The sequence below is a fragment of the Jatrophihabitans endophyticus genome, from assembly GCF_900129455.1.
GTDB classification, from domain to species: domain Bacteria; phylum Actinomycetota; class Actinomycetes; order Mycobacteriales; family Jatrophihabitantaceae; genus Jatrophihabitans; species Jatrophihabitans endophyticus.
In genome coordinates, this window is sequence record NZ_FQVU01000004.1 from 313370 (window position 1) to 335067 (window position 21698).

The 21698-nt window shown below is 71.0% G+C and carries 19 protein-coding genes; 15 read left to right on the top strand and 4 right to left on the bottom strand.

What is annotated here, in order from left to right:
- Positions 1-35: 35 nt before the first annotated feature.
- Complete coding sequence (locus tag BUE29_RS16065) at positions 36-1913, bottom strand: helix-turn-helix domain-containing protein (protein ID WP_084181244.1); 1878 nt, start codon at positions 1911-1913, stop codon at positions 36-38.
- 263 nt (positions 1914-2176) lie between these two features.
- Between BUE29_RS16065 and BUE29_RS16070 the strand changes: the two genes are divergently transcribed.
- The 13 genes from BUE29_RS16070 to BUE29_RS16130 all read left to right on the top strand — a co-directional run bounded on the left by BUE29_RS16070 (position 2177) and on the right by BUE29_RS16130 (position 17198).
- Entirely contained in the window at positions 2177-3442 is a 1266-nt protein-coding gene (locus BUE29_RS16070; protein ID WP_073391437.1) for an ABC transporter substrate-binding protein, read from the top strand.
- Between the two features lie 87 nt (positions 3443-3529).
- Positions 3530-3940, top strand: coding sequence for an SRPBCC family protein (locus tag BUE29_RS16075; RefSeq protein WP_073391438.1), 411 nt, complete (start codon positions 3530-3532; stop codon positions 3938-3940).
- Positions 3937-4770 (top strand): SDR family NAD(P)-dependent oxidoreductase, encoded by an 834-nt coding sequence (locus BUE29_RS16080; RefSeq protein WP_073391439.1) that lies wholly within the window; start codon positions 3937-3939, stop codon positions 4768-4770. Before BUE29_RS16075 ends, BUE29_RS16080 begins: the two co-directional genes overlap by 4 nt.
- Positions 4771-4799: 29 nt before the next feature.
- Positions 4800-5909, top strand: coding sequence for an enolase C-terminal domain-like protein (locus BUE29_RS16085; RefSeq protein WP_073391440.1), 1110 nt, complete (start codon positions 4800-4802; stop codon positions 5907-5909).
- Positions 5910-5952: 43 nt separating this feature from the next.
- Entirely contained in the window at positions 5953-7113 is a 1161-nt protein-coding gene (locus tag BUE29_RS16090) for an enolase C-terminal domain-like protein (RefSeq protein WP_073391441.1), read from the top strand.
- 61 nt (positions 7114-7174) lie between these two features.
- Complete coding sequence (locus tag BUE29_RS16095) at positions 7175-8647, top strand: aldehyde dehydrogenase family protein (RefSeq protein ID WP_084181246.1); 1473 nt, start codon at positions 7175-7177, stop codon at positions 8645-8647.
- A 79-nt stretch (positions 8648-8726) separates the two neighbouring features.
- Entirely contained in the window at positions 8727-9839 is a 1113-nt protein-coding gene (locus tag BUE29_RS16100; protein WP_084181248.1) for an enolase C-terminal domain-like protein, read from the top strand.
- 7 nt (positions 9840-9846) lie between these two features.
- Positions 9847-10902: a phosphotransferase family protein gene (locus BUE29_RS16105; protein ID WP_073391442.1), complete on the top strand. Its 1056-nt coding sequence runs from the start codon at positions 9847-9849 to the stop codon at positions 10900-10902.
- Positions 10903-11040: 138 nt separating this feature from the next.
- On the top strand, positions 11041-12546 hold the full coding sequence (locus tag BUE29_RS16110) for an aldehyde dehydrogenase family protein (protein ID WP_084181250.1): 1506 nt from the start codon (positions 11041-11043) through the stop codon (positions 12544-12546).
- 131 nt (positions 12547-12677) lie between these two features.
- Positions 12678-14696: an ABC transporter permease gene (locus tag BUE29_RS16115; protein ID WP_073391443.1), complete on the top strand. Its 2019-nt coding sequence runs from the start codon at positions 12678-12680 to the stop codon at positions 14694-14696.
- Positions 14680-15519 (top strand): ABC transporter ATP-binding protein, encoded by an 840-nt coding sequence (locus BUE29_RS16120; protein WP_084181252.1) that lies wholly within the window; start codon positions 14680-14682, stop codon positions 15517-15519. The genes BUE29_RS16115 and BUE29_RS16120 overlap by 17 nt, the downstream gene beginning before the upstream one ends.
- Positions 15512-16219 (top strand): ABC transporter ATP-binding protein, encoded by a 708-nt coding sequence (locus BUE29_RS16125; RefSeq protein WP_073391444.1) that lies wholly within the window; start codon positions 15512-15514, stop codon positions 16217-16219. The genes BUE29_RS16120 and BUE29_RS16125 overlap by 8 nt, the downstream gene beginning before the upstream one ends.
- Positions 16220-16286: 67 nt before the next feature.
- Positions 16287-17198, top strand: coding sequence for a zinc-dependent alcohol dehydrogenase (locus BUE29_RS16130; protein WP_073391445.1), 912 nt, complete (start codon positions 16287-16289; stop codon positions 17196-17198).
- Here the strand turns inward: BUE29_RS16130 and BUE29_RS16135 are convergent.
- The 3 genes from BUE29_RS16135 to BUE29_RS16145 form a co-directional block, all read right to left on the bottom strand.
- Positions 17176-17688: a heme-degrading domain-containing protein gene (locus BUE29_RS16135; RefSeq protein ID WP_200800250.1), complete on the bottom strand. Its 513-nt coding sequence runs from the start codon at positions 17686-17688 to the stop codon at positions 17176-17178. The two genes, BUE29_RS16130 and BUE29_RS16135, sit on opposite strands and share 23 nt — an antisense overlap.
- Before the next feature lie 208 nt (positions 17689-17896).
- Positions 17897-19141 carry an HNH endonuclease signature motif containing protein gene (locus BUE29_RS16140; RefSeq protein WP_073391447.1) on the bottom strand — a complete coding sequence of 415 codons (1245 nt, stop codon included), beginning with the start codon at positions 19139-19141 and terminating at the stop codon, positions 17897-17899.
- 75 nt (positions 19142-19216) lie between these two features.
- Positions 19217-19837: a TetR/AcrR family transcriptional regulator gene (locus BUE29_RS16145; RefSeq protein WP_073391448.1), complete on the bottom strand. Its 621-nt coding sequence runs from the start codon at positions 19835-19837 to the stop codon at positions 19217-19219.
- Positions 19838-20012: 175 nt separating this feature from the next.
- On the opposite strand from BUE29_RS16145, the gene BUE29_RS16150 reads away from it, so the two are divergent.
- Both BUE29_RS16150 and BUE29_RS16155 read left to right on the top strand, forming a co-directional pair.
- Positions 20013-20852 (top strand): SDR family oxidoreductase, encoded by an 840-nt coding sequence (locus BUE29_RS16150; RefSeq protein WP_073391581.1) that lies wholly within the window; start codon positions 20013-20015, stop codon positions 20850-20852.
- A gap of 5 nt (positions 20853-20857) precedes the next feature.
- Positions 20858-21688, top strand: coding sequence for an enoyl-CoA hydratase/isomerase family protein (locus BUE29_RS16155; RefSeq protein WP_073391449.1), 831 nt, complete (start codon positions 20858-20860; stop codon positions 21686-21688).
- The last annotated feature ends 10 nt before the right edge of the window (positions 21689-21698 follow it).

Here is a 21698-nt window from a genome sequence, read left to right on the forward strand (position 1 = left end):
GGGCGGTCGGCAAGATCGACTCGACCACGTGCGGGTCAGCCGGCGCCGGCCCCGGACGTCTCGACCAGATCGCGGATCTGCGTCGCGAGCAGCACCTGCGCGAGGGATTCGAGGCGCTCGGCCTTGATGCCGGCGATCTCGCGCACCTTGCCCAGCCGGTAGCGGACGGTGTTGTCGTGCACCCCCAGCTGCACGGCGGTCCGGCGCAGCTGCGCGTCGCACTTCACGAAGGTGCACAGCGTGCGTTCGAGCTCGGTGCCGTGGGAACGGTCGTACTCGGCGATCGGCGCGAGAACGTCTTCGGCGTACTCGACCGCCCCGACGATCCCGGTGCGCTGCCCGATGAGCCGGACGAGGTCGAAGCTACGGGCCGGGACGACGCGGGGCCGGACGACGCTCTTGCCCAGGGAGCCGGCGAGCTGTCGCGAGCGGCGCGCGGACGCCGCGACGTCGGCGAGCTCGCGGCAGATGTCGGACACGACGCAGAAGTGCGCGTCGAAGCGCTCGGCCAGCCCGTCGAGCACGGCGGCGACGGACTCGGTGAGCAGGCCGTCGACGGCGTCGACCTGCTGGTCGCCCGGGGCGGTCTCGACCAGGACGAGCTCCGCACCCGGGATGCCGGTGCTGGCCACGACCTTCGACCCGGCCGGCAGCGCCGCGCCGACGAGGTCGACCAGCGCCGTCCGGTCGGTGCCGACGTGCGGCCGCGCGCTCGACGCGCGGCGCTGGTACTGCAGCAGCAGGACGGTGTGCCACTGCGCGGCGTCGACCCCGAAATCGCCGGCGCGGGCGATCAGGTCGGTGGTGTCGCGCCGGCCGTAGAGCAGGTCGGAGAAGTACAGCTCGCGCTCCTGGCGGTCGAGCGCCTCGCTGCGGTGCCGGGCGAGCATGCGCAGGGCCAGCGCCATCGCGGCCTGCTCGATCGCGCGCCGGTCGACCAGGGTGAACGGGGTGCCGCTCTCGCACAGTTCGAGGTAGCCGACGCAGTGGTGGTCGACGACCAGCGCGGCCAGCAGCCGGCGGAGCCGGAGCTCGCGGGTGGGCTGGATCATGAAGCTGGGCTCGCCGTCGGACAGCCCCTGCAGGGCCTCCAGGACGGGTGCGGAGCGGGCCTGGTCGCGGGTCATCGCCGGGCAGCTGCCGGTCACCGTGCCGTCGGGGGCCGCCCAGGCGTCGACCTCGAACTCGGGCGTGTAGAGCACGACGTGGCGGCGCAGCAACGACGCGGTCAGCGCGATGAGCTCCGAGACCTCGCTGCCCTCGAGCACCGCCTTCGTCACCCGGGTGTGGATGAGGCTGGACTCGCTGAGCACGGTGCGCTGCCGGTCGATGACGTTCGCGTTGTCGCGCAACCGCGCCTGCATCCAGCTCTGCCGCACGACGATCGCGGCGAGCGCGGCGAAGGCCTGCGCCACCTGCGTGTCCTGGTCGGTGTAGTCGCGCCGGGCCCGCTCGTTGTCGACGTAGATGACGCCGATGACGTCGGTGTCGACGACCAGCGGCACGCCGAGCATCGAGCGCACCCCCCACCGCCGCATCGTGCGCTGGATCGTCCGCGGGTCGGAGACCGCCTCGGACACGATCACCGGCTTGGCGGTGCTGACGACCTCGGCGGTGAACTGGTCCGACGCGACGCCCGCGACCAGCTTGCGCACGGCGCCGTCGATGTCGCGGTCGGTGCAGTAGCCGAGCTGGCCGCGGAAGGTGCCGTCGCTCTGCCGCAGGTAGACCGAGCAGCGGTTGGAGCTGAGCAGCTCGCACAGCCGCCGGCCGACGAGGCGCAGGACGTCGTCCAGCTCGACGGTTCCGGACGTCGAGAGCAGCGAGACCTCCTCGAACGCCTCGAGAACCTGGGCATATCGCCCGTTCCACGAGTCACCGGTCGACGTGCCCAACAACTGAGCCAGCGCCAATGCGGACTCCTCGACTAGGTGGGGTTATGGAAGTGAACAGATCGTGACACCAGCCCCCGTCCGAACGGAAGGGTCGCAGCTCCTGGGTCAGTTAGGCGTTTGCGCGTCCCCAGCCCACCACTGCGCGCCGTCGCCGACGACCGTGCGGACGCACCCGCTCTGTGGAGAGACACAACGGCGGCGACGAGCGCGGGCGCGACGGTTGCGGTTGTGGTGCTTCTCTTGGCCACCGGCGCGACAGGGCGCGACTCGAAGGAGAGTTCATGAAGCGATCGATGCAGACCAGGGCGGTGACCGCGGTCCTGGCCGCGAGCTCCATCGCCCTCGCGGCCTGTTCCAGCTCGGGGGGCGGGAGCGGGGACGACGGGTCGCAGGCCGGTTCGCCGGCAGCACAGGGGAAGAAGGCCACGGGGGCCCCGGTCACGATCGGTTACCTGATCCCGGACAGCGGCCCCGAGGCCAATCCGCAGGTCGCGCCCGGACTCAAGGCGGGCCTGGACTACATCAACAACCACGGCGGCATCAACGGCCGGCCGCTGCAGGCGCTGGAGTGCCACACCGACGCGTCGGCGGCCAAGGAGACCTCCTGCGCGAACAACTTCGTGCAGAAGAAGGTCGTGGCGGTGCTCGACGGCTTCGACCGCGGCATCGCCGACAGCCTGCCCGTCTACAAGGCGGCGAAGATCCCGGTCCTCGGCAACGTCGCGCAGAACGCCGTCGCCGACACCGACACGTCGGGCACCTACTACTCCCTCGGCCCGGCCAACGCGGTGTACGCCATCGCACCGCTCGTCGCGTTCAAGAAGCTGGGCAAGACCAAGATCGCGTACGGGCTGAACGACGTGCCGGCGCAGCACACCTACGCCGACAAGTTCCTGGTGCCGGTGGCCAAGCAGCTCGGCATCTCGATGAACGCCATCTACTACAACGACACGAGCCCGAACTTCTCGGTCGTCGCGGCGACCGCGCAGTCCAGCGGCGCGCAGGTGCTCGGCGTCGTCAAGCTGACCACGCCGTCGCAGTGCCAGCAGTTCATCAACTCGTCGCGGCAGGCGGGCTTCAACGGCACCCTGCTCGCCGGCAACTGCGTGGGCGTCGAGCAGCTGGGGGCGAACTCCAAGGACGTGTACACGTACCAGAACAACTTCTTCCCGGCGATGAGCAAGTACCTCCCCGCCAACCTGCAGGCCGACGTGAAGGTCATGGACGAGGCGACGAAGGGCATCGCGTCGGACAAGAAGGGCTTCTTCACCTACGAGGACTTCGCGACGATGATGGACTTCGTCCGGATCACGTCGAAGCTCAAGACCATCGACGCCGCGACGGTGATGGCGGCGCTGAAGGGGCTGAAGGACTACCAGGGCTTCGCCGGGCCGAAGCTCACCTGCGGCGGCACCGTGTTCCCGGGCACCTCCGCGTGCAGCAACAAGCTCATCCTCTCGGTCTCCATGGGTGACGGCACGCTCAAGCCGACCGGCGCCGACGAGGGTGGCTTCACCGCGGTCGACCCGGGCCTCGTGCCCAAGTAGCCGCTCCCGACCCGGGTGGCAGCGAGTGCGTCACGCCTCGCTGCCACCCGCGCCCGTCCCGTCGAGTCACCCGAGCGTGGAGGACCCATGCACCACATCAGGCACGAGATCGAGCTGGACGCCCCGCCGGACGAGGTCTGGGACGTCGTCGGCGACCCGGGCGCGATCGCGCGATGGCTGCCCGCCCTGGAGGACTCGCACATGGAGGGCGACGTGCGCGTCGGCACGATGCCTGGCGGCCTCGTGGCCAGGGAGCGCATCACGCACCGGTCGGACGCCGACCGCAGCTACACCTATGTCTTGGAGGAGGCGCCGCTCGCGCTCGAGGGTTACGAGTCGACGATCACCGTGCAGGACCTGGCCGGCCGGTCCCACGTCGTCTGGGCGGCGCACTTCGACGCCGACGACGAGCTGCGGGCCGCCGTCGACGACATGTACCGGACCGGGCTGGACTCTCTCGCCGCCCACCTCGACGCGCGGACGCAGGAGCGGGCATGACCAACAACCTCGAGGGCAAGGTCGCCCTCATCACCGGCGCCACGTCGGGCAACGGCCGTACGCTGACGCGCAACTTCCTGCGCCGCGGCGCCCGGGTCGTCGGCACCGGCCGTCGCGCCGAGCTGGGGGAGAAGATCGCCGAGGACCTCGGCGAGCTGGCGGCCAACTACCACTTCGTGGCCGGCGACGTCACCTCGGTGGCCAGCTGCGAGGAGATGGTGCGCGGCGCCGTCGACCGGTTCGGCCGCCTCGACATCCTCGTCAACAACGCGGGCGTGCTCGGCGACCCCGGCCTCGTCGACTCGCACGAGGCGACCGAGGAGTGGTGGGACGCGATCATCGACACCAACCTCAAGGGCGCCTTCTTCTGCTCTAAGTACGCCCTGGCCCAGATGGTGGAGCAGCGCTCCGGCGTGATCGTCAACGTCGCGTCCATCAACGGGGCCACCAGCCCCATCGCCCGCATGGCGGCCTACAACGCGTCGAAGGCCGGCCTCGTGCAGCTCAGCAAGTCGCAGGCCATCGAGTACGCCGACCGGGGCATCCGGTCGCTGGTCGTGATCCTCGGCGGGGTCGACGGCGAGACGGGCACGCAGGCGCGCGAGGCGCTCACCCGTTACGTGCGCGGTGCCGACGCCGTGATGCGGCAGGAGGACAGCAAGGACGTCGTCATGCCGAGCGAGGGTGTCGCCGACGCCATCGCGACGCTCGCGAGCGACGACTGCGCGCAGATCACCGGTGCCGAGGTGGCCGTCGACATGGGCGTCACCGCCGGCGCGCTGAACTCCACCTTCATCTACATGACCGCATCGGGCGTCTGGAAGGTCTGACCACCCGCTATGTCGAAAGGGAACCACTCGTGAAGATCGAGGACGTCAAGCTGACCGTCTTCCGCCGACCCGACCCCGGGCACGGACGCGCCGCCATGATCAAGGGGCAGTCCACGATGAAGCTGCTGACCGAGATCGTGGCGGTGCAGATCACGACCGACGAGGGCGTCACCGGTGAGACCTTCAGCCTCGGCGGCGGCATGGGGATGGCGCACTACCTGGCGTCGACGTTCAAGCCGGCGCTGATCGGCCGCGACCCCGCGGAGCGGGAGGCGATCTGGCAGGACCTGTGGGACATGAGCCGGCTGTGGTTCCCGCCGCTGTTCGCGCTCGGCACGATCGACGTCGCGCTCTGGGACCTCTACGCCAAGTCGGTCGGGTCGCCCATCCACGAGGTGCTCGGCACCTACCGCCGCAAGATCCCTGCCTACGCGAGCTCGATGACCAAGGAGAACGTCGGCGAGTTCGTCGAGGAGGCGCTCGCCTACAAGGAGCGCGGCTACCAGGGCTACAAGCTGCACGTGTGGGCCGACCCGGACCGCGACATCGAGGCGTGCCGGGCGGTGCGCGAGGCGGTCGGCGACGACTGGCCGCTGATGATCGACGTCGTCGCCGGTTACAACCAGCACGAGGCGCTGCGCGTCGGTCACGTGCTCGACGAGCTCAACTTCCTCTGGTACGAGGAGCCGCTGCGCGACTACGACATCCACGGCTACCGGATGCTCGCCGAGAACCTCGACGTCGCCATCTGCGGCGGCGAGACCAACGAGGGCGGGCTCTACTCGCGGGCCGAGCTGATCTCGTCGCGCGCCGTCGACATCGTGCGCGGTGACCCGTCCTTCACCTACGGCATCGGGCACACGCGCAAGATCGCGACGCTCGCCGAGGCGTTCGGCATCAACTTCGAGGTGCACACCAACCCGAACCCGATGATGGACGCGGCGGGACTGCAGGTCGCGCTGTCGGTGAAGAACACCTCGTTCTTCGAGCAGCTCGTGCCCGAGTCGCTCTACGACTTCGGCGTCGAGGAGCCGGTCTTCATCGACCACGAGGGGTTCGCTCACGCCCCCGAGGGCCCCGGGCTCGGTCTCCGGATCGACTGGGACTTCGTCGAGAAGTACAAGATCGCGGAGCTGTGACGATGACCCGAAGCACCCCCGTCCCCCCGACCCGGACCGGCCGATGCGGGTAGACGAGGTCGGCACCCTCGCCGCCGACGACCTCTCGCCCACCCGCATCGCCGACGTCCGGGTGGAGGTCTACGACCGGCCGCACCCCACCACGCCGGCCGACACCATGATCGGCAGCGAGCCCATCGGGCACCTGCTCACCGAGTGCGTCGCCGTCCGCATCACCACCGCGGCCGGCGTGACCGGCGAGTCGCTGTCCCTCGGCGGCGGCCTCGGCCTGGGGCACTACATCGCGAAGTGGCTGCGGCCGTTCCTGATCGGGAAGGACCTGCGCTTCCTCGAGGCCATCTGGCAGGGCATGTGGTCGCGCAACCGGCTCTGGTTCCTGCCGCAGTTCGCCATCGGCACCGTGGACGTCGCGCTGTGGGACGCCTTCGCGCGGACGCTGGACCTGCCGCTGTGGCAGCTGCTCGGCGGCTACCGGGCCAGCCTGCCGACCTACGCGAGCTCGATGAGCCATCCGACCGTCGCCGAGTACGTCGACGAGGCGCTGCTCTACCAGCGTCGCAACTTCGCCGGCTACAAGCTGCACACCACCGGTGACGTCGCCTTCGACATCGACTGCTGCCGCGAGGTGCGCGCCGCCGTCGGCCCCGACATGGCGCTCATGGTGGACGCGGTCGGCGCCTACAGCCAGGTCGAGGCACTGCGGGTCGGCGCCGTGCTGCAGGAGCTCGACTACCACTGGTTCGAGGAGCCGCTGCACGACTGGGACGTCCACGGCCTGAAGTGGCTCGCGGACGAGCTCGCGGTGCCCATCGCCGCGCTGGAGACCAACGAGGGGTCGATGTTCTCGAGCCCGGAGCTGATCACGACGCGGGCCGTCGACATCGTGCGCTCGGACGTCTCGTTCAAGGGCGGGGTGACGCCGGTGAAGAAGACCGCGGCCCTGGCCGAGGCGTTCGGGATGAACCTGGAGGTGCACACCAACGCCGGCAACCCGCTGCTGGACGCGGCGAACCTCGCCGTCGCCCTGAGCATCAAGAACACCGAGTTCTACGAGCAGCTGGTCCCGGAGGAGGCGTTCTCCTACCCGGTGATCGGCTCGATCGACGTCGGCGAGGACGGCCGCGTCAGCGCACCCGACGGCTCCGGCCTGGGCGTGCGCGTCGACTGGGACCAGGTCGCCGAGTTCAGCGTGGGCGTGCTGTGACCGCCCGGCCCGTCCCCACCACCACGACCGCCGCGACGGCACGGACAACCAGGAGGAACCGATGAGCGAGACAGCAGCCACGACCCGGGACTACACGCAGCTCGTCGCGCGGACGGTGTCGCGCGACGGGGCGTTCGAGGCGGGCGAGGGCGCCGAGCTCAAGGTCGTCAACGGTGCCGACGAGGCCGTCGTCGCGTCCGTGCCGAGCGCGACCCCGGCGCAGGTCGACGCCGTGCTGCTCGCGGCCAAGGCCGCCCAGCGCACGTGGTGGCGCTCCGGGCCGACCGCCCGCGCGACGCTGATGCGCCAGATGGCGACGGTGCTGCGCGACAACACCGACGCGTTGGCCGACGCGCTCACCGCGGAGTCGGGCAAGACGCGCACGATCACCGCCATCGAGGTCGAGCTGTCGGCGCAGTACCTGGAGCGCAACGCCGAGTGGGGCCTGCGGATCGAGGGCGAGATCCTGCCCAGCGACACCCCGACCGAGCAGATCCACATCCAGCGCGAGCCGATGGGCGTCGTCGCCGCCATCACCGCCTGGAACTGGCCGCTGGCGCTGCTGTGCCGCAAGCTCGGCCCCGCGTTGATCACCGGCAACGCCGTCGTGGTCAAGCCGAGCGAGGTGACGCCGCTCGCGACGATCATGGCGCTGCAGCTGTGGTACGAGAACCTGGACGTGCCGGCGGGCCTGCTCGGCCTCGTCACCGGGGACGGCTCGGTCGGGCAGGCGCTCGTGCGCAACCCCGTCACCAGCCTGGTGACGTTCACCGGGCACCGCGACACGGGCAAGCGGATCATGGCCGACGCCTCGGCCAACCTCACCCGGGTCGCCCTCGAGCTCGGCGGCAAGGCGCCGGCCCTGGTGCTCGCCGACGCCGACCTGCAGCTGGCCGTGGACGGGCTGATCGCGGCCCGGTTCAGCTTCGCGGGGGAGACCTGCGGCGCCGCCGAGCGGATCCTGGTCGAGCGCCCGGTGTACGACCAGTTCACCCGGCTGTTCACCGAGAAGGCCGCGGCGCTGCGCGTCGGCGACCCCCGCGGCGACGTCGACTTCGGCCCGCTGGTCAACCGGGCGCAGCTGGAGAAGGTCTCCGCGGCCGTGTCGGCGGCGGTCGCCGAGGGCGCCACCGTCGTCACGGGCGGGTCGACGCCGACCGGAGCCGACTACGAGAAGGGGTTCTGGTTCGCCCCGACCGTCCTCACCGACGTCTCGCCCGACATGCAGGTCGCGCGCGAGGAGACGTTCGGGCCGGTCATCCCGATCATGCCGGTCGACTCGCTGGACGAGGCGCTCAGGATCGCGAACGACACCCGCTACGGGTTGGCCAGCTACGTCTACACGTCCTCCTACGCCTCGGCGATGACGGCGGCCCGCGAGCTGGACTTCGGCGAGATGTTCATCAACCGCGGGCCGGGCGAGGCGATGCACGCCCACCACGCCGGTTGGAAGGAATCGGGTCTGGGCGGCGAGGACGGCAAGCACGGCCTGCTGCACTACACCCAGCTCAAGGTCGTCTACCACAACTGGTGACCGAGAGGCAGCAGTCCCCGGCAGGCGCAGCGACCCCGAGCCCTGCCGCACCCGCAGGTACCCGTACCCAGGAGAACGCGTGATCATCAAGGACGTCCGTCTCGTTTCCTACCGTGCCGAGCTGCCCGCCGGCTACGAAGCGCCCACGCTCTACGGTGGCCAGTCCATCGCGCCCTACGTGACCGACTTCCTGGCCGTCCAGCTGGTCACCGACGAGGGCATCACCGGCGAGGTCGTCAGCGCCTACGGCGGGCTGAGCCTCGCGCACTCGATCGCCGACCGGCTGCGGCCGATCCTGGTCGGGCGCGACCCGGCGTACCGCGAGGCGATCTGGCAGGACATGTGGCGCCTGGACCGGCTCAACTACACCACGCAGTTCGCGATCGGCACCGTCGACGTCGCGTTGTGGGACCTCTACGCGAAGAGCCTCGACGAGCCGCTGTACAAGCTGCTCGGCGCGGTGCGCGACAAGGTGCCGGTCTACGCCAGCTCGATGGAGCACCCGACGGTGCAGCAGTTCGTCGACGAGGCGCTGCACTACAAGGAGATCGGCTACCAGGGTTACAAGCTGCACGTGTGGGGCGACGCGCGCCGCGACATCGGGCTCGTCGCGGCGGTGCGCGACGCCGTCGGCCCGGACTACCCGCTCATGATCGACGTCGCCGGCAACTACCAGCAGCACGAGGCGCTCAAGGTCGGCCGGGTCCTCGAGGAGCTCGACTACCTCTGGTACGAGGAGCCGATCCGCGAGTACGACCTGCACGGCCAGCGGATGCTCGCCGACAAGCTCGACATCCCGATCTGCGGCACCGAGGTCGCGCCGGGCGCGATGATCTCGGCGCCGGAGTACATCACCACCCGGGCCGTCGACATCGTCCGTGGCGACGTGTCGTTCAAGGGCGGGGTGGGTCCGCTGAAGAAGATGGCGGGGCTCGCCGAGTCGTTCGGGATGAACATCGAGGTCCACACGAACGCCAGCACCATCATCGACGCGGCCAACCTGCACGTCATCGCGTCCATCGCGAACACGACGTACTTCGAGCAGCTCGTCCCCGAGCAGCTGTTCACGCTCGGCGGGGTCGAGAAGATCCACATCGACGGCGAGGGATTCGCCCACGTCCCGGAGGGCCCCGGTATCGGCGCCCGCATCGACTGGGACATGGTCGAGCACAACAAAGTCGCCGAGATCTGAGACGGACGTGGAAGCGCCGACCGAACGGGTCGACGCGGCGGCCACCCTCGACGATGACGCGCAGCGCTGGCCCGAGCTCGGGCCGTGGCTGGCGGGCGCCGGCGTCGAGGTGGCCGAGCCGCTCACCCCCACCCTCATCGTCGGCGGACGGTCGAACCTGACCTACCGCCTCGACGACGCCGCCGGCCGCCGGCTGGTCCTGCGGCGACCGCCCCTGCGCGACGTGCTCGAGACCGCGCACGACGTGGGCCGGGAGTACCGGATCATGGCGGCGGTCGCCGCGCAGGGGATCCCAGTGCCCGTCATGCGCGCGCTCTGCCCGGACCCAAGCGTCGTGGGTGCGCCGTTCTACGTGATGGACTTCGTCGACGGCACGATCCTCGCCAGCGACGCGGACGGTGCGGCGTGGCCGGCGACCGCCCGCGGTGCGGCCTCGCGCTGCCTCGTCGACGTGCTCGCGCGTATCCATGCCGTCGACGTGGACGCGGCCGGGCTCGGCGGGCTCGGCCGCCGGGAGAACTACATCGCCCGGCAGCTGGCGCGCTGGCAGCGGCAGTACTCGGAGTCCAGCACGCGGGACATCCCGACGATGAGCGAGCTGTACCGCACGCTCGTGGCGGCCGTGCCGGCGCAGCGCTTCACCGCGCTCGTCCACGGCGACTACCGCTTCGGCAACGTCATGATCGACGAGGCGGGGGACGTCCGCGCGGTGCTCGACTGGGAGCTCGCCGCCCTGGGCGACCCGCTCGCCGACCTGGGCTGGCTGCTCGCCACGTGGCGCGAGCCCGGCGAGCCCGAGGGCTTCGAATCGCCGACGGGCCAGCCGGGGTTCCTCAGCCGGGCCGAGGTCGTCCAGCGCTACGAAGCCGTCTCCGGCCGCGAGGTCGGGGATGTCAGCTTCTACATGTGCTTCGCCCTGTGGCGACTGGCCTGCATCAGCGAGGGCGTCTTCGCCCGCTACCGCTCGGGCGCGATGGACGGCGCGGCGAGCCAGGGCCGGGTCTTCGGCGAGCTCGTCTACGACCTGTCCGAGGCCGCGCTGCACCTTATGAACGCATCGTGACGTCTGCGGGGTGCCGTCGTGGGGCGGTGACCAGGGACGTCTTTGTGGTTAGCGACAAAGGCCGGATTTTCCGCAGTGCCTGCTGGGTCACACCCGAGTGCAGTATTCGCAGGCACGGTCCGCAACGAGGAGGAACGCATGGGTAACGACAGCGGCAGCGACAGCGGTGTCGACGACGGCATCCACGACATCGCGTCGGTGATCAAGGAATTCGCGGATCAGCCGATCTGGTACGGCGGTCAGCGGCACCCGGGCGAGGCGCCGGCCATCGCCGTCCGCAACCCCGCCAACGAGGACGTGCTGAGCGACCTCGCGAGCGCGTCCACCGAGCAGGTCGACGCGGCGCTGGCGGCGGCACGCGACGCGCAGTACGCGTGGAACCGCTCCGGGCCCTCGGCCCGCTCGACGCTCCTGCACGACATGGCGAAGGTGCTCCGCGACAACGCCGAGGTGCTGGCCGAGGTCGTGATGGCCGAGTCGGGCAAGACCTGGGAGATGTCGCACGCCGACGTCGAGGTCGGCGCCGTGATGCTCGACCTCAACGCCGAGTGGGCCCTGCGCATCGAGGGCGAGATCCTGCCCAGCGACACCCCGACCGAGGAGATCACGATCCGGCGCGAGCCGCTCGGCGTGGTCGTCGCGATATGCCCGTGGAACTGGGCGCTCACCATCGCCTGCCGCAAGATCGGCCCGGCGCTGGTCACCGGCAACACCGTCGTGGTCAAGCCCAGCGAGGTGCCGCCGCTGTCGACGGTGCTGGCCATGAAGCTCTGGCACGAGAACCTGGAGATCCCGCCCGGCGTCCTGAACCTGGTGACCGGCGGCGGCGAGGTCGGCAAGGCGCTCGTCACGAACCCGATCTCGGCCATGGTGTCCTTCACCGGGCACCGCGACACCGGCAAGCGCATCATGGAGACCGCGTCGGGCACGTTGACGCGGGTGGCGCTGGAACTCGGCAGCAAGGCCCCGGCCATCGTGCTGAAGGACGCCGACCTCGACAAGGCCGTCCCCACGCTCGTGCAGTCGCGCTTCTGGTGCGCCGGCGAGTTCTGCAACGCCACCGAGCGCATCCTCGTCGAGCGCCCGATCGTCGACGAGTTCATCAAGCGTTACACCGCCGCGGTGAGCGAGCTCAAGGTCGGCGACCCGCGCGAGAACCCGGACTTCGGTCCGCTGGCCAACGGCGCGCACTACGAGAAGGTCGACGGCGCGGTGCAGAAGGCGCGCAGCGAGGGCGCGACCGTCGCGACCGGCGGTGGCCGGCCCGAGGGCGCGGACTTCGAGAAGGGCTACTGGTACGCCCCGACCGTCATCACCGACGTCACCGAGGACATGTCGATCATGCGCGACGAGACCTTCGGACCGGTGGTGCCGGTGCTCGCCGTGGACTCGGCCGAGCACGCCATCGAGATCGCGAACAGCTCGCGCTACGGGCTCGCGGCGTACCTGTGGACGTCGTCCTACGCCAGCGCCATGACCGTCTCGCGCGACCTGGAGGTCGGCGAGGTCTTCATCAACCGCGGCAGCGGCGAGGCGCTCCACGCGCACCACGGTGGCCACAAGGAGTCCGGCTACGGCGGCGAGGACGGCAAGCACGGCATGGTGAAGTACACGCAGCTCAAGGTCGTCTACCACAACTGGTGAGCGGCGGTCGGGGACCGGCCGACGGCCGGTCCCCGACGAAGCACGGGACGTGCTGAACCTCGGCGACGCGACCACCACCCGAGCGCGTCGGCCCGGCCTGCCCTGACGCGGCAGCAGAGAACGGAGCACCAGTGGTTGTCATCCAGTTGATCATTCTCGGCCTGGCGGCCGGTGCGGTCTACGCGGTGTTCGCCGACGGACTGATCGCGGTCTACCGGGCGACGGGCATCATCAACTTCGCCCACGGCGCCATGGCGATGTGGGGCGCGTACGTGATGTCGCAGCTGCACTCGGACAGCCGGCTGGTGTTCCCGGTGTGGTCGATCAGCCTCGGCGACGGGCCGATGGGGCTCTGGCCGGCCGCGCTGATCGGGCTCGTCAACGGGGTGCTGCTCACGCTGCTGTGCCACTACCTGGTGTTCCGGCCGCTGCGCAAGGCGCCGGCGCTGTCGCAGGTGGTCGCCTCGGTCGGCCTGCTGCTGTTCCTGCAGTCGCTCGTCGCGCTGCGTTTCGGGACGTTCACCATCACGATGGCGCCGCTGGTGCCCAACGAGAACGTGACCGTGGCCGGGGTCAGCGTCTCGGTCGTCTCGGCCACCGCGGTGGGTGCGGCCGCGGTCATCTGCCTGGCGCTGTGGGCCTACTTCCGGTTCACGAAGTACGGCATCGCGACCCGGGCAGGCGCGGAGGAGGAGCTCGGGCTGCGGCTGCTCGGCTTCTCGCCCGACCGGCTGGCGCTCATCATCTGGATCCTCGTCGGCTTCTCGAGCAACGTCATCGTCATCCTGGCCGGGACGCTCGTCGGGCTCGACCCGAACGTGTACACCTTCGCCGTCATCCCCGCGCTCGCGGTGGCGCTGGTGGGGCTGCTGAAGTCGTTCTGGGCCGGGTTCGCGGCCGGCATCGCGCTCGGCGGTTTCCAGGCCTACATCATGTACCTGGCCGCCAACACCTGGTGGCCGAAGTGGGCCAAGGTCGGCCTCACCGACGCCGTCCCGTTCCTCGCGATCATCGTCATCCTCTTCCTGTTCGGGAAGGGCATCCCGGCCCGCGGGCGGATCACCGAGCCGCGGCTGTCGCCGGTGAAGGTCCCGGCCATCAAGCTGCCGGTTGCCGCGGTGGCGATCGTGGTCGCGGTGCTCGCGGTCACGCTCACGTCGGGCAACTACCGCTACGGCATCGTGACGTCGATGATCCTGACGATCATGTCGCTGTCGTACACGGTGGTCACCGGCTACCTCGGCCAGATCTCGCTGGCGCAGACGGCGTTCGCCGGCACCGCCGGGTTCGCGCTCTCCAAGGTCGAGAACGAGCTCGGCGTGCCGTTCCCGCTCTCGATCGTGCTCGCCGTGATCGTCGCCGCGCTGCTCGGCATCGTCATCGGCACGCCGGCCCTGCGAATCCGCGGCGCGCAGCTCGCCGTCATCACGCTGGCGGCGGCCATCGTGGTCCAGCAGTTCGTCTTCAACAACAACGTGTTCACGCCGCTGAAGGGCAATCCACTGTCCGGGCCGAAGATCTTCGGCCTCGACCTCAGCGTCCGCAGCGGCACCAACGTGTCGCGACTGCAGTTCGGGCTGTTCACCCTCGTGGTGCTCGTCGCCGTGATGGTCGTCGTGGTGCTGCTGCTCTCCGGCCGTACCGGCCAGTCCTTCCTCGCCGTCCGGTCCAACGAGCGGGCGGCCGCGTCCATCGGCATCGACGTCTCGCGCACCAAGCTGCTGGGCTTCGCCATCTCGTCGGCCGTCGCCGGTCTCGGCGGCTGCATGCTCGCCTACAGCAGCGCGCAGGTGGAGCCGGGCTCGTTCACCGTGCTGGTGGGGTTGTCGCTGCTCGCGACCGTCTACCTGGGCGGCATCGGCAGCATGAGCGGCGCCGTGCTCGCCGGCATCATCGGCCCCGGCGGCATCGTCTACATGCTGCTCAACCAGGCTGTCGACCTCGGCACCTACTACCCGATGATCGCGGCCGCCCTGCTCGTCGTCACGGCGATCCTCAACCCGCTCGGCATCGCGGGCGGCACCCGCATCATGGCCGACCAGGTCCTGGCGCGGCTGCGCGGCCCGGGCCGGCCACCGACCACCGGTGACGCGGCCGGCCCGGTTCTGCGCACCACCCGGGAGGAGCCGGCCCATGTCGACGCCCACTGACGACGCCCGACCGCTCGTGGTCGAGTCGTCCGACATCCCCGAGCGCGCGGCGCCGGTGCTCGAGACCACCGGGCTGAGCGTCCACTACGGCGGTGTCGCCGCCAACCGGGACGTCTCCATCAGCGTCCGTCCCGGGGAGGTGGTCGGCCTCATCGGCCCGAACGGCGCCGGCAAGACCAGCTTCGTGGACGCCGTCACCGGGTTCGCCTCGTACTCGGGGTCGGTGCGGCTCGCCGGCGAGGTGATCGACGGCCTGCCGAGCTACGCACGGCGGCGGGCCGGTCTCGCCCGCACGTGGCAGGCGGGGGAGCTGTTCGACCAGCTGACCGTCGCCGAGAACCTCGAGCTGGTGGTCGAGCCGGGCGGTATCGGCGCGGTGCTGCGCGACGTCCTCGGTCGGCGCAGCAGCCGGCGGCGCGTCACCGAGCAGGTGCGCGACGTGCTCGAGATGACCGAGCTGACCGACGTCGCCGACCGCGTGCCCTCCGAGCTCTCGCTCGGCCTGCAAAAGCTGGTCGGGGTCGCCCGGGCCGTGGCGTCGGACGCGAAGGTGCTGCTGCTGGACGAGCCGGCGGCCGGGCTGTCGTCGTCGGAGAGCCAGGAGTTCGGCCGGAGTCTGCAGAAGTTCGTCGACCGCGGCATCGGGATCCTCATGATCGACCACGACATGGACCTGATCATGAACTACACGCACCGGCTGTTCGTCCTCAACTTCGGGTCGATCATCGCCGAGGGCGATCCGGCGCAGATCCGTGACGATCCGGCCGTCATCAGCGCCTACCTGGGCGCCACCGAGTCCGAGGAGCAACGTCACCATGGCTGAGGGCCTGCGCATCGAAGGACTCACCGCCGGGTACGCCGGCATCGCCGCGGTGCGCGACGTGAGCCTCACCGTCGCCCCGGGCGAGGTCGTCGCCCTGCTCGGCCCCAACGGCGCCGGCAAGTCGACGACGCTGCTCAGCGCGATCGGCGCGCTGGCGCCGATGGGTGGGCGGGTGCTGTTCGACGGTCAGGACATCACCGGCCGCACCCCCGACGCCGTCAGCAGGCTCGGGCTGGCGCTCGTCCCCGACAGCCGCGGCATCTTCTTCGACCTGACCGTGCGCGACCACTTCCGCCTCGCCGCGCCCAAGGGCGACAAGGCGGCGGTCGAGGCGATGCTCGACCGGTTCGGGGCGCTGCGCGGTCTCATGGACCGGCGGGCCGGGCTGCTCTCCGGCGGCGAGCAGCAGATGCTGGCGCTCGCCAAGGCGTTCGTCACCAAGCCGTCGGTGCTCATGGTCGACGAGATGAGCCTCGGGCTCGCGCCGCTCATCGTGCAGTCGCTGATGCCGATCATGCGGCGCGCGGCCGAGGAGGAGGGCATGGGCATCCTGCTCGTCGAGCAGCACATCGAGATGGCGCTCAAGGTCGCCGACCGCGGCATCGTCCTCAACCGCGGCGCGGTCCGCTTCGAGGGTCCCGCCCGCGAGCTGCTGACCAACCGCGCCGACGTCGAGGCGTCCTACATGGCGCGAGCCTGACCTTTCCCTGTCCGCCCGGCCTCCGGAGGTTCTGATCGTGCGTGCGATTCGTTTCGGCAGCGCTGGCGTGACGCTCGAGGACGCGGCCGAGCCGGTGCCCGACCCGGGGCGGACCCAACGGGTGCGCATCGTCTCGGCCGGCATCTGCGGCAGCGATCTCGGCTTCATCGCCCAGGGCGGCGTCCCGGTCGTCCCCGGGCACGAGATGGCCGGGCTCACCGACGACGGCCGACCCGTGGCGGTGCAGCCGAACGCCGCGTGCAGTGACTGCCCACTCTGCGCGTCGGGGCGGGCCAACCTGTGCCCGAGCTCCATGGCGAACTTCTCCGGCATGGCCGGGGTCGACGGCGGCTTCGCCGACTACGTGCTCGCGCGTCCCGAGCAGCTGCACGAGCTGCCCGCCTCCTTGCCGGTCGAGCTCGGCGCCCTCGTCGAGCCGGCCGCGGTCGCGCGGCACGCCCTCGTGCGCCTCGCCGCGCCGGCCGGCGCCGAGGTGCTGGTCGTCGGGGCAGGCACGATCGGCCTGCTCGCCGCCGCCATGCTGACGCCGACCCACTCGGTCTCGCTCGCGACCCGGCACCCGCACCAGCGCGCGGCGGCCGAGGCGCTGGGCGTGCGCGCCGTGGACCCCGACGACGCCTTCGCCGCCGACGCCGTGCTCGACTCGGCCGGTGGGCAGTCCTCGCTCGAGCTCGCCATCGACGCCGCCCGTCCCGGTGCCGGCATCGTCACGCTCGGCGCGGCGACCTGGCAGCCGAAGCTGACGGAGACGATCCTCTACAAGGAGCTCGACCTGCGGCTCTCACTCATCTACACCGGCGACGACTTCCGCGACGCGCTCACGTTCCTCGCCGGGCGTCCCGACATCGCGCCCACGCTCGTCACGCACCACTTCGCGCTCGCCGACGCCGAACACGCCTTCGCCGCCGCCGGCGCCCGCAGCGGCCAGCGCAGCATCAAGGTGCTGATGCACCCGTAGGGGTGTCCCGGGTGGCGTGATCGCGCATGAGTCCTTCCATGCCTTCGACCACCAGGGCGTGATCCTGCACCTGCGGCAGTCCCGACACGGTCACGGTGCCGACGACTCCGACATCGCGGATGGTCACCGGCACGCACCCGCCGTGCGCCGCGTACAGCGCCGGGTCGATCCCGAGCTCTTGATCGAGCTTCCGGCCCGACTCGGCCAGCCGCAGCCCTACCAGCAGCGAGGACGCCGCGAAGCGGTTCACCACCCGGATCTTGCGCTCGATCCACGCGTCGTTCTCGGGCGTCGTCCCCGGCAGTGCCGCGTGGAACAGCTGCTGCCCGTGGCGGCGGATGTCGATCGTGACGGCCTGGGTCCGCGTCGTCGCCAGCTCGACCAGCGTGCATCCCAGCCGCCAGGCGTCGAGGTTGTCGAAGCGGTCGAACTGCAGGTGCCGCTGCTGCTCCTCGAGCTCGGCGATCGTGGGCGAGCCACTGTCGGTCACGGAGCCTCCTGGTACGAGCGGGTCGGACGAGTGGACGCTACCCATCCCGCTAGGCCACCCGTCCGGCACGCCGTGGAATCCGAAGCGGGTCTCTGGTCGACGCCACGCAGAATGGGCGTTCTGAACGGCGGGTTGGCCCCATGCGGGCGCGGTGAGTTGAGCTCCGTGGGCGCGCTGGGTTGGGGCCAAGGGGCCGGTGTGGCGAGGGTCAGCCGGGGCGGGAGTTGCTGCGGGGCGTGCGGGTGGGGTCGAGCCAGGGTGGGGGGATCCAGGCGGGGCGGCCGTCTCGTATGACGGATCGCCAGCCTTGACGAGTGTGTTCGCGGTGGTGGCGGCCGCAGACGAGGGCGCCGTTGGCGATGGTGGTCCGGCCGCCGTTCGCGTGGTCGATCACGTGGTGGGCTTGGCACCAGGCCGGGGGGACTTCGCAGCCGGGGAAGGTGCAGCCGCCGTCGCGGGCGATCATGGCGAGGCGCTGGGTCTCGGTGAACAGCCGTCGTGCATCGGTATGGCCGGTGACCGCGCCGTGCTCGTCGAGCTGAATCGTCATCGCCCGGGTGTCGCCGCCGGCGATCCGGATCGCCTCCTGGGTCGGGACGATCGCGCCGTGACCGGTGGTCGCGACACCGTCACCGCTCGACCAGTTGTCGGTCGTCGTGGTGAGCAGCACGGTGGTCGAGATGCCCGCCACCGTGGGGAGCAGTTCAGCCCGCTGCACCAGGTCGAGCGAGTCGAGGAGCCCGTCGTGGCGGCGCTGCCCCGCGGTGCGCGGATCCCGCACCCCGCCTTCGGCCGGTCTCGGCGCGGCCAACGCGTCCAGCACGGTGAGCAGCCGTTCGGCGAGCTCGGCGGTGGCCTCGCCGCTGATCGACGCCGAGCCGTCCGGGCGCTGCCGGATCGTCAGGTCCCGGTGCCGCTCGCGGTAGGCGACGTCGCACAACGCACCGTCCTGATCCAGCACGGCACGGATGCGGGCCGCGATCCTGCCCAGCTCGAACGGATCGAACTGGGTCGCGTAGTCGACCAACTCGGCCTCGACGCGGGCGCCGTGCTCGGCCTGCACCGCCTCGGGCAGCGCGTCGACGGTCTGCACGACGACGGCGGCGTGCCGGGGTGAGATCGACCCGGCGGCCTGCGCCGCCGCCACCACCGGGAACGGCGCCGGCACCGTCTCACCCGTCAGCGTCGTCATCGGCGCAGCGGCCGAGGCCGCCCGCACCCGCGCGACCGCCTCGTGCGGGTGCACTCGCAGCAGGCCCCGCACGAACGCGGCGATGTTCCGCGCGCCGTACGTGAACGGCAACCCCCGCCGCTCGGCCTCGGCGACGAACCGGTGCTCCATCGCCGCGAGCCGGTTGCGCGTGCGCTCCAACTCCCGCCACGACTCCAACAGGACGTCGTCGTCGCAGCGCGCCAGATCGACCGGCACCAGCTCGTCGACGAATGTGTTCACGTGTTCGATTTTACGGCTGTGACCGACACCGGACAATCGTCAAACGCAGCCTGTGGACAACCGGGAACGAGGAGATCAGCGACATCGCAGCGCGGCGATGCGGCCCGGGGCGGCGCCGACGGTGTGGGCGGCGATGTCGACGTAGTGCCGCGCGACGGTGCGGGCCGACATGCGGCCGCCGGGGCGGAACCAGGTGGCGACCGCCTGGGTCATGCCGAGCAGCGCCCGGGCCGTCTCGGCCGGCGAGGTGACGTCGAAGTCGCCCGATGCGACGCCGTCCTCGATGCAGGTGACGAGCATGACCTCGACCTGGCGGCGCTTGGCGCCGTAGCGCCGGCGGTTCTGCGGGCCGAGGCTGCGGATCTCAGCGTCCATGGCGGCCAGCTTCTCGTTGGACGCGATGTAGAGGACGATGCACTCGATCAGCTGCAGGAAGCGATCGGCGGGCGCCGGGCCGGCGCACTCGAGCGCCGCCCGGCAACGCGCGATGACCTCGGTGATCGACGTGTCGAGCAGTGCGTAGAGGAGCGCTTCCTTGTTCTCGTGGTGGTAGTACAGCGCAGGCACGGTGAGCCCGACGCGACGGGCGATGTCGCGCACGCTGGTGCCGTGGTAGCCGGACTCGTAGAACAGGTCGAGGGCCGCGGACAGGATGGCGGTCAGCTCCGGCGACGGCGCGGTCGGCGGTGTGCTCACGTGTCGTCCCGGAGTCGCTCGGCTGGGCCGCGCACGGTGCGGCGCGGATCGCGATTGTCGCATGCTCCAGACGCCGGTCCGATCGACGCGACCGACCCGTTGCGTCGCCCCGGGCTCTTTGGCATGCTCCCCATGACTTAGCGATCGCTAAGTGCCGGTGAACGATTGGGAGTCGATGACGCCGCCCCTGACGAGCCTGGTGAACGAGCGACTGCTGGCCGGGCGCACCGCGTTCGTCACCGGCGGCGGCAGCGGGGTCAACCTGGCGATCGCCACCGCCTTCGCCACCCTGGGCGCGGACGTGTCGATCTGCGGGCGGTCCGAGGAGCGGCTGCTCGGTGCCGCGGCCGGGCTGCGCGAACTCGGTGCCCGCGTCGTCACCTCGGTCGCCGACGTCCGGGACCGCGCCGCGGTGCAGGCCGCGTTCGACCGGACGGCCGACGAGCTCGCGCCGTGCGACATCGTGGTGTGCGGCGCCGCCGGCAACTTCCTCGCGCCGGCGGAATCGCTGTCCAGCAACGGTTTCCGCGCGGTCGTCGACATCGACCTGCTCGGCTCGTTCCACGCCGCGCACGCGGCGTTCGAGCAGTTGCGACAGACTCGTGGCTCGCTGCTCTTCGTCTCCGGCGGCCAATCGCTGATGCCCTTCGAGCTGCAGGCCCACGTCGGCGCAGCCAAGGCCGGTGTCGACAGCCTGATGCGCAGCCTCGCGCTGGAGTGGGGCCGGCACGGCATCCGCGTCAACTCGATCGTCCCCGGCCCGGTCGCCGGCACGGAGGGCATGGCGCGTCTGGCCGACCACACGGGCGAGGATCTGTGGAACGACATGGTGCCGCTCGGCCGCTTCGCGACCGCCGAGGAGATCGCGCAGCTGGCGGTGGTGCTGGTGTCGCCGCTGGCGTCCTACGTCTCCGGCGCCCAGGTCGTCGTCGACGGCGGGATGGCGCTGACCGGCACGGGCCGCTTCAACCAGGCGGTGCGCGCGGCGTTCACCGCGTCCGGGAACGGAGCGTGACTGCGATGACCACGACTACGGAGCCCGCCGCCGAGCCCACCGTCGCACTCGACACGCCCGCACCCGGGGTCACCCGGCTGACGCTGAACCGGCCCGGCTCGCTCAACGCGCTGAACGTGGACCTCGTCGCCGACCTGACCGCAGCCCTCGACACGGTCGAGTGCGACGAGACGTGCCGGGTCGTCGTGCTGACCGGCGCGGGACGCGGGTTCTGCGCCGGCCTCGACCTCAAGGGCTACGGCGACGACGACCTGATCGCCGAGCAGGGCGAGCTGCGGCGGACGCTCCGCCGGCAGGTGGAGATCGCCGACATCAGCCGCCGGCTGCACCACCTGCGGCAGCCGGTGATCGCGGCCGTCAACGGCCCCGCCGCCGGGGGCGGGCTCGCCTTCGCGCTGGCCAGCGACGTCCGCATCGCCGCGCGCAGCGCGTTCTTCGTCGCCGCGTTCCTGCAGGCGGGGTACTCCGCGTGCGACCTCGGCACCTCGTGGCTGCTGCCGCGCATCGTGGGCACCGGTCGGGCGCACGAGCTGCTGCTGACCGCCCGCAAGGTCGACGCCGACGAGGCGCTGCGGCTCGGGCTCGTCACCGACGTCGTGGACGACGCCCATCTCCTCGACACCGCGCTGCGCACGGCCGCGCTGATCACCCGCCACCCGCCGCTGTCGGTCGAGCTGACCAAGCAGGGGATGTGGGCGGCGGTCGAGAACCCCGGCTTCGACGCCGCCGTGGAGTACGAGAACCGGCAACAGGTGGTCACGGCCTTCACCGAGGACCAGAAGGAGGCGACCCGCGCCTTCGTGGAGCGCCGGCAGCCTCGCTACCGCAACCGATGAACAGGAGTGC

Excerpts from the sequence above, each read along its gene's own strand:
- BUE29_RS16070 (WP_073391437.1), top strand. The coding sequence starts at position 2,177 with ATGAAGCGATCGATGCAGACCAGGGCGGTGACCGCGGTCCTGGCCGCG.
- BUE29_RS16075 (WP_073391438.1), top strand. The coding sequence starts at position 3,530 with ATGCACCACATCAGGCACGAGATCGAGCTGGACGCCCCGCCGGACGAG.
- BUE29_RS16080 (WP_073391439.1), top strand. The coding sequence starts at position 3,937 with ATGACCAACAACCTCGAGGGCAAGGTCGCCCTCATCACCGGCGCCACG.
- BUE29_RS16090 (WP_073391441.1), top strand. The coding sequence starts at position 5,953 with ATGCGGGTAGACGAGGTCGGCACCCTCGCCGCCGACGACCTCTCGCCC.
- BUE29_RS16095 (WP_084181246.1), top strand. The coding sequence starts at position 7,175 with ATGAGCGAGACAGCAGCCACGACCCGGGACTACACGCAGCTCGTCGCG.
- BUE29_RS16110 (WP_084181250.1), top strand. The coding sequence starts at position 11,041 with ATGGGTAACGACAGCGGCAGCGACAGCGGTGTCGACGACGGCATCCAC.
- BUE29_RS16120 (WP_084181252.1), top strand. The coding sequence starts at position 14,680 with ATGTCGACGCCCACTGACGACGCCCGACCGCTCGTGGTCGAGTCGTCC.
- BUE29_RS16125 (WP_073391444.1), top strand. The coding sequence starts at position 15,512 with ATGGCTGAGGGCCTGCGCATCGAAGGACTCACCGCCGGGTACGCCGGC.
- BUE29_RS16150 (WP_073391581.1), top strand. The coding sequence starts at position 20,013 with ATGACGCCGCCCCTGACGAGCCTGGTGAACGAGCGACTGCTGGCCGGG.
- BUE29_RS16155 (WP_073391449.1), top strand. The coding sequence starts at position 20,858 with ATGACCACGACTACGGAGCCCGCCGCCGAGCCCACCGTCGCACTCGAC.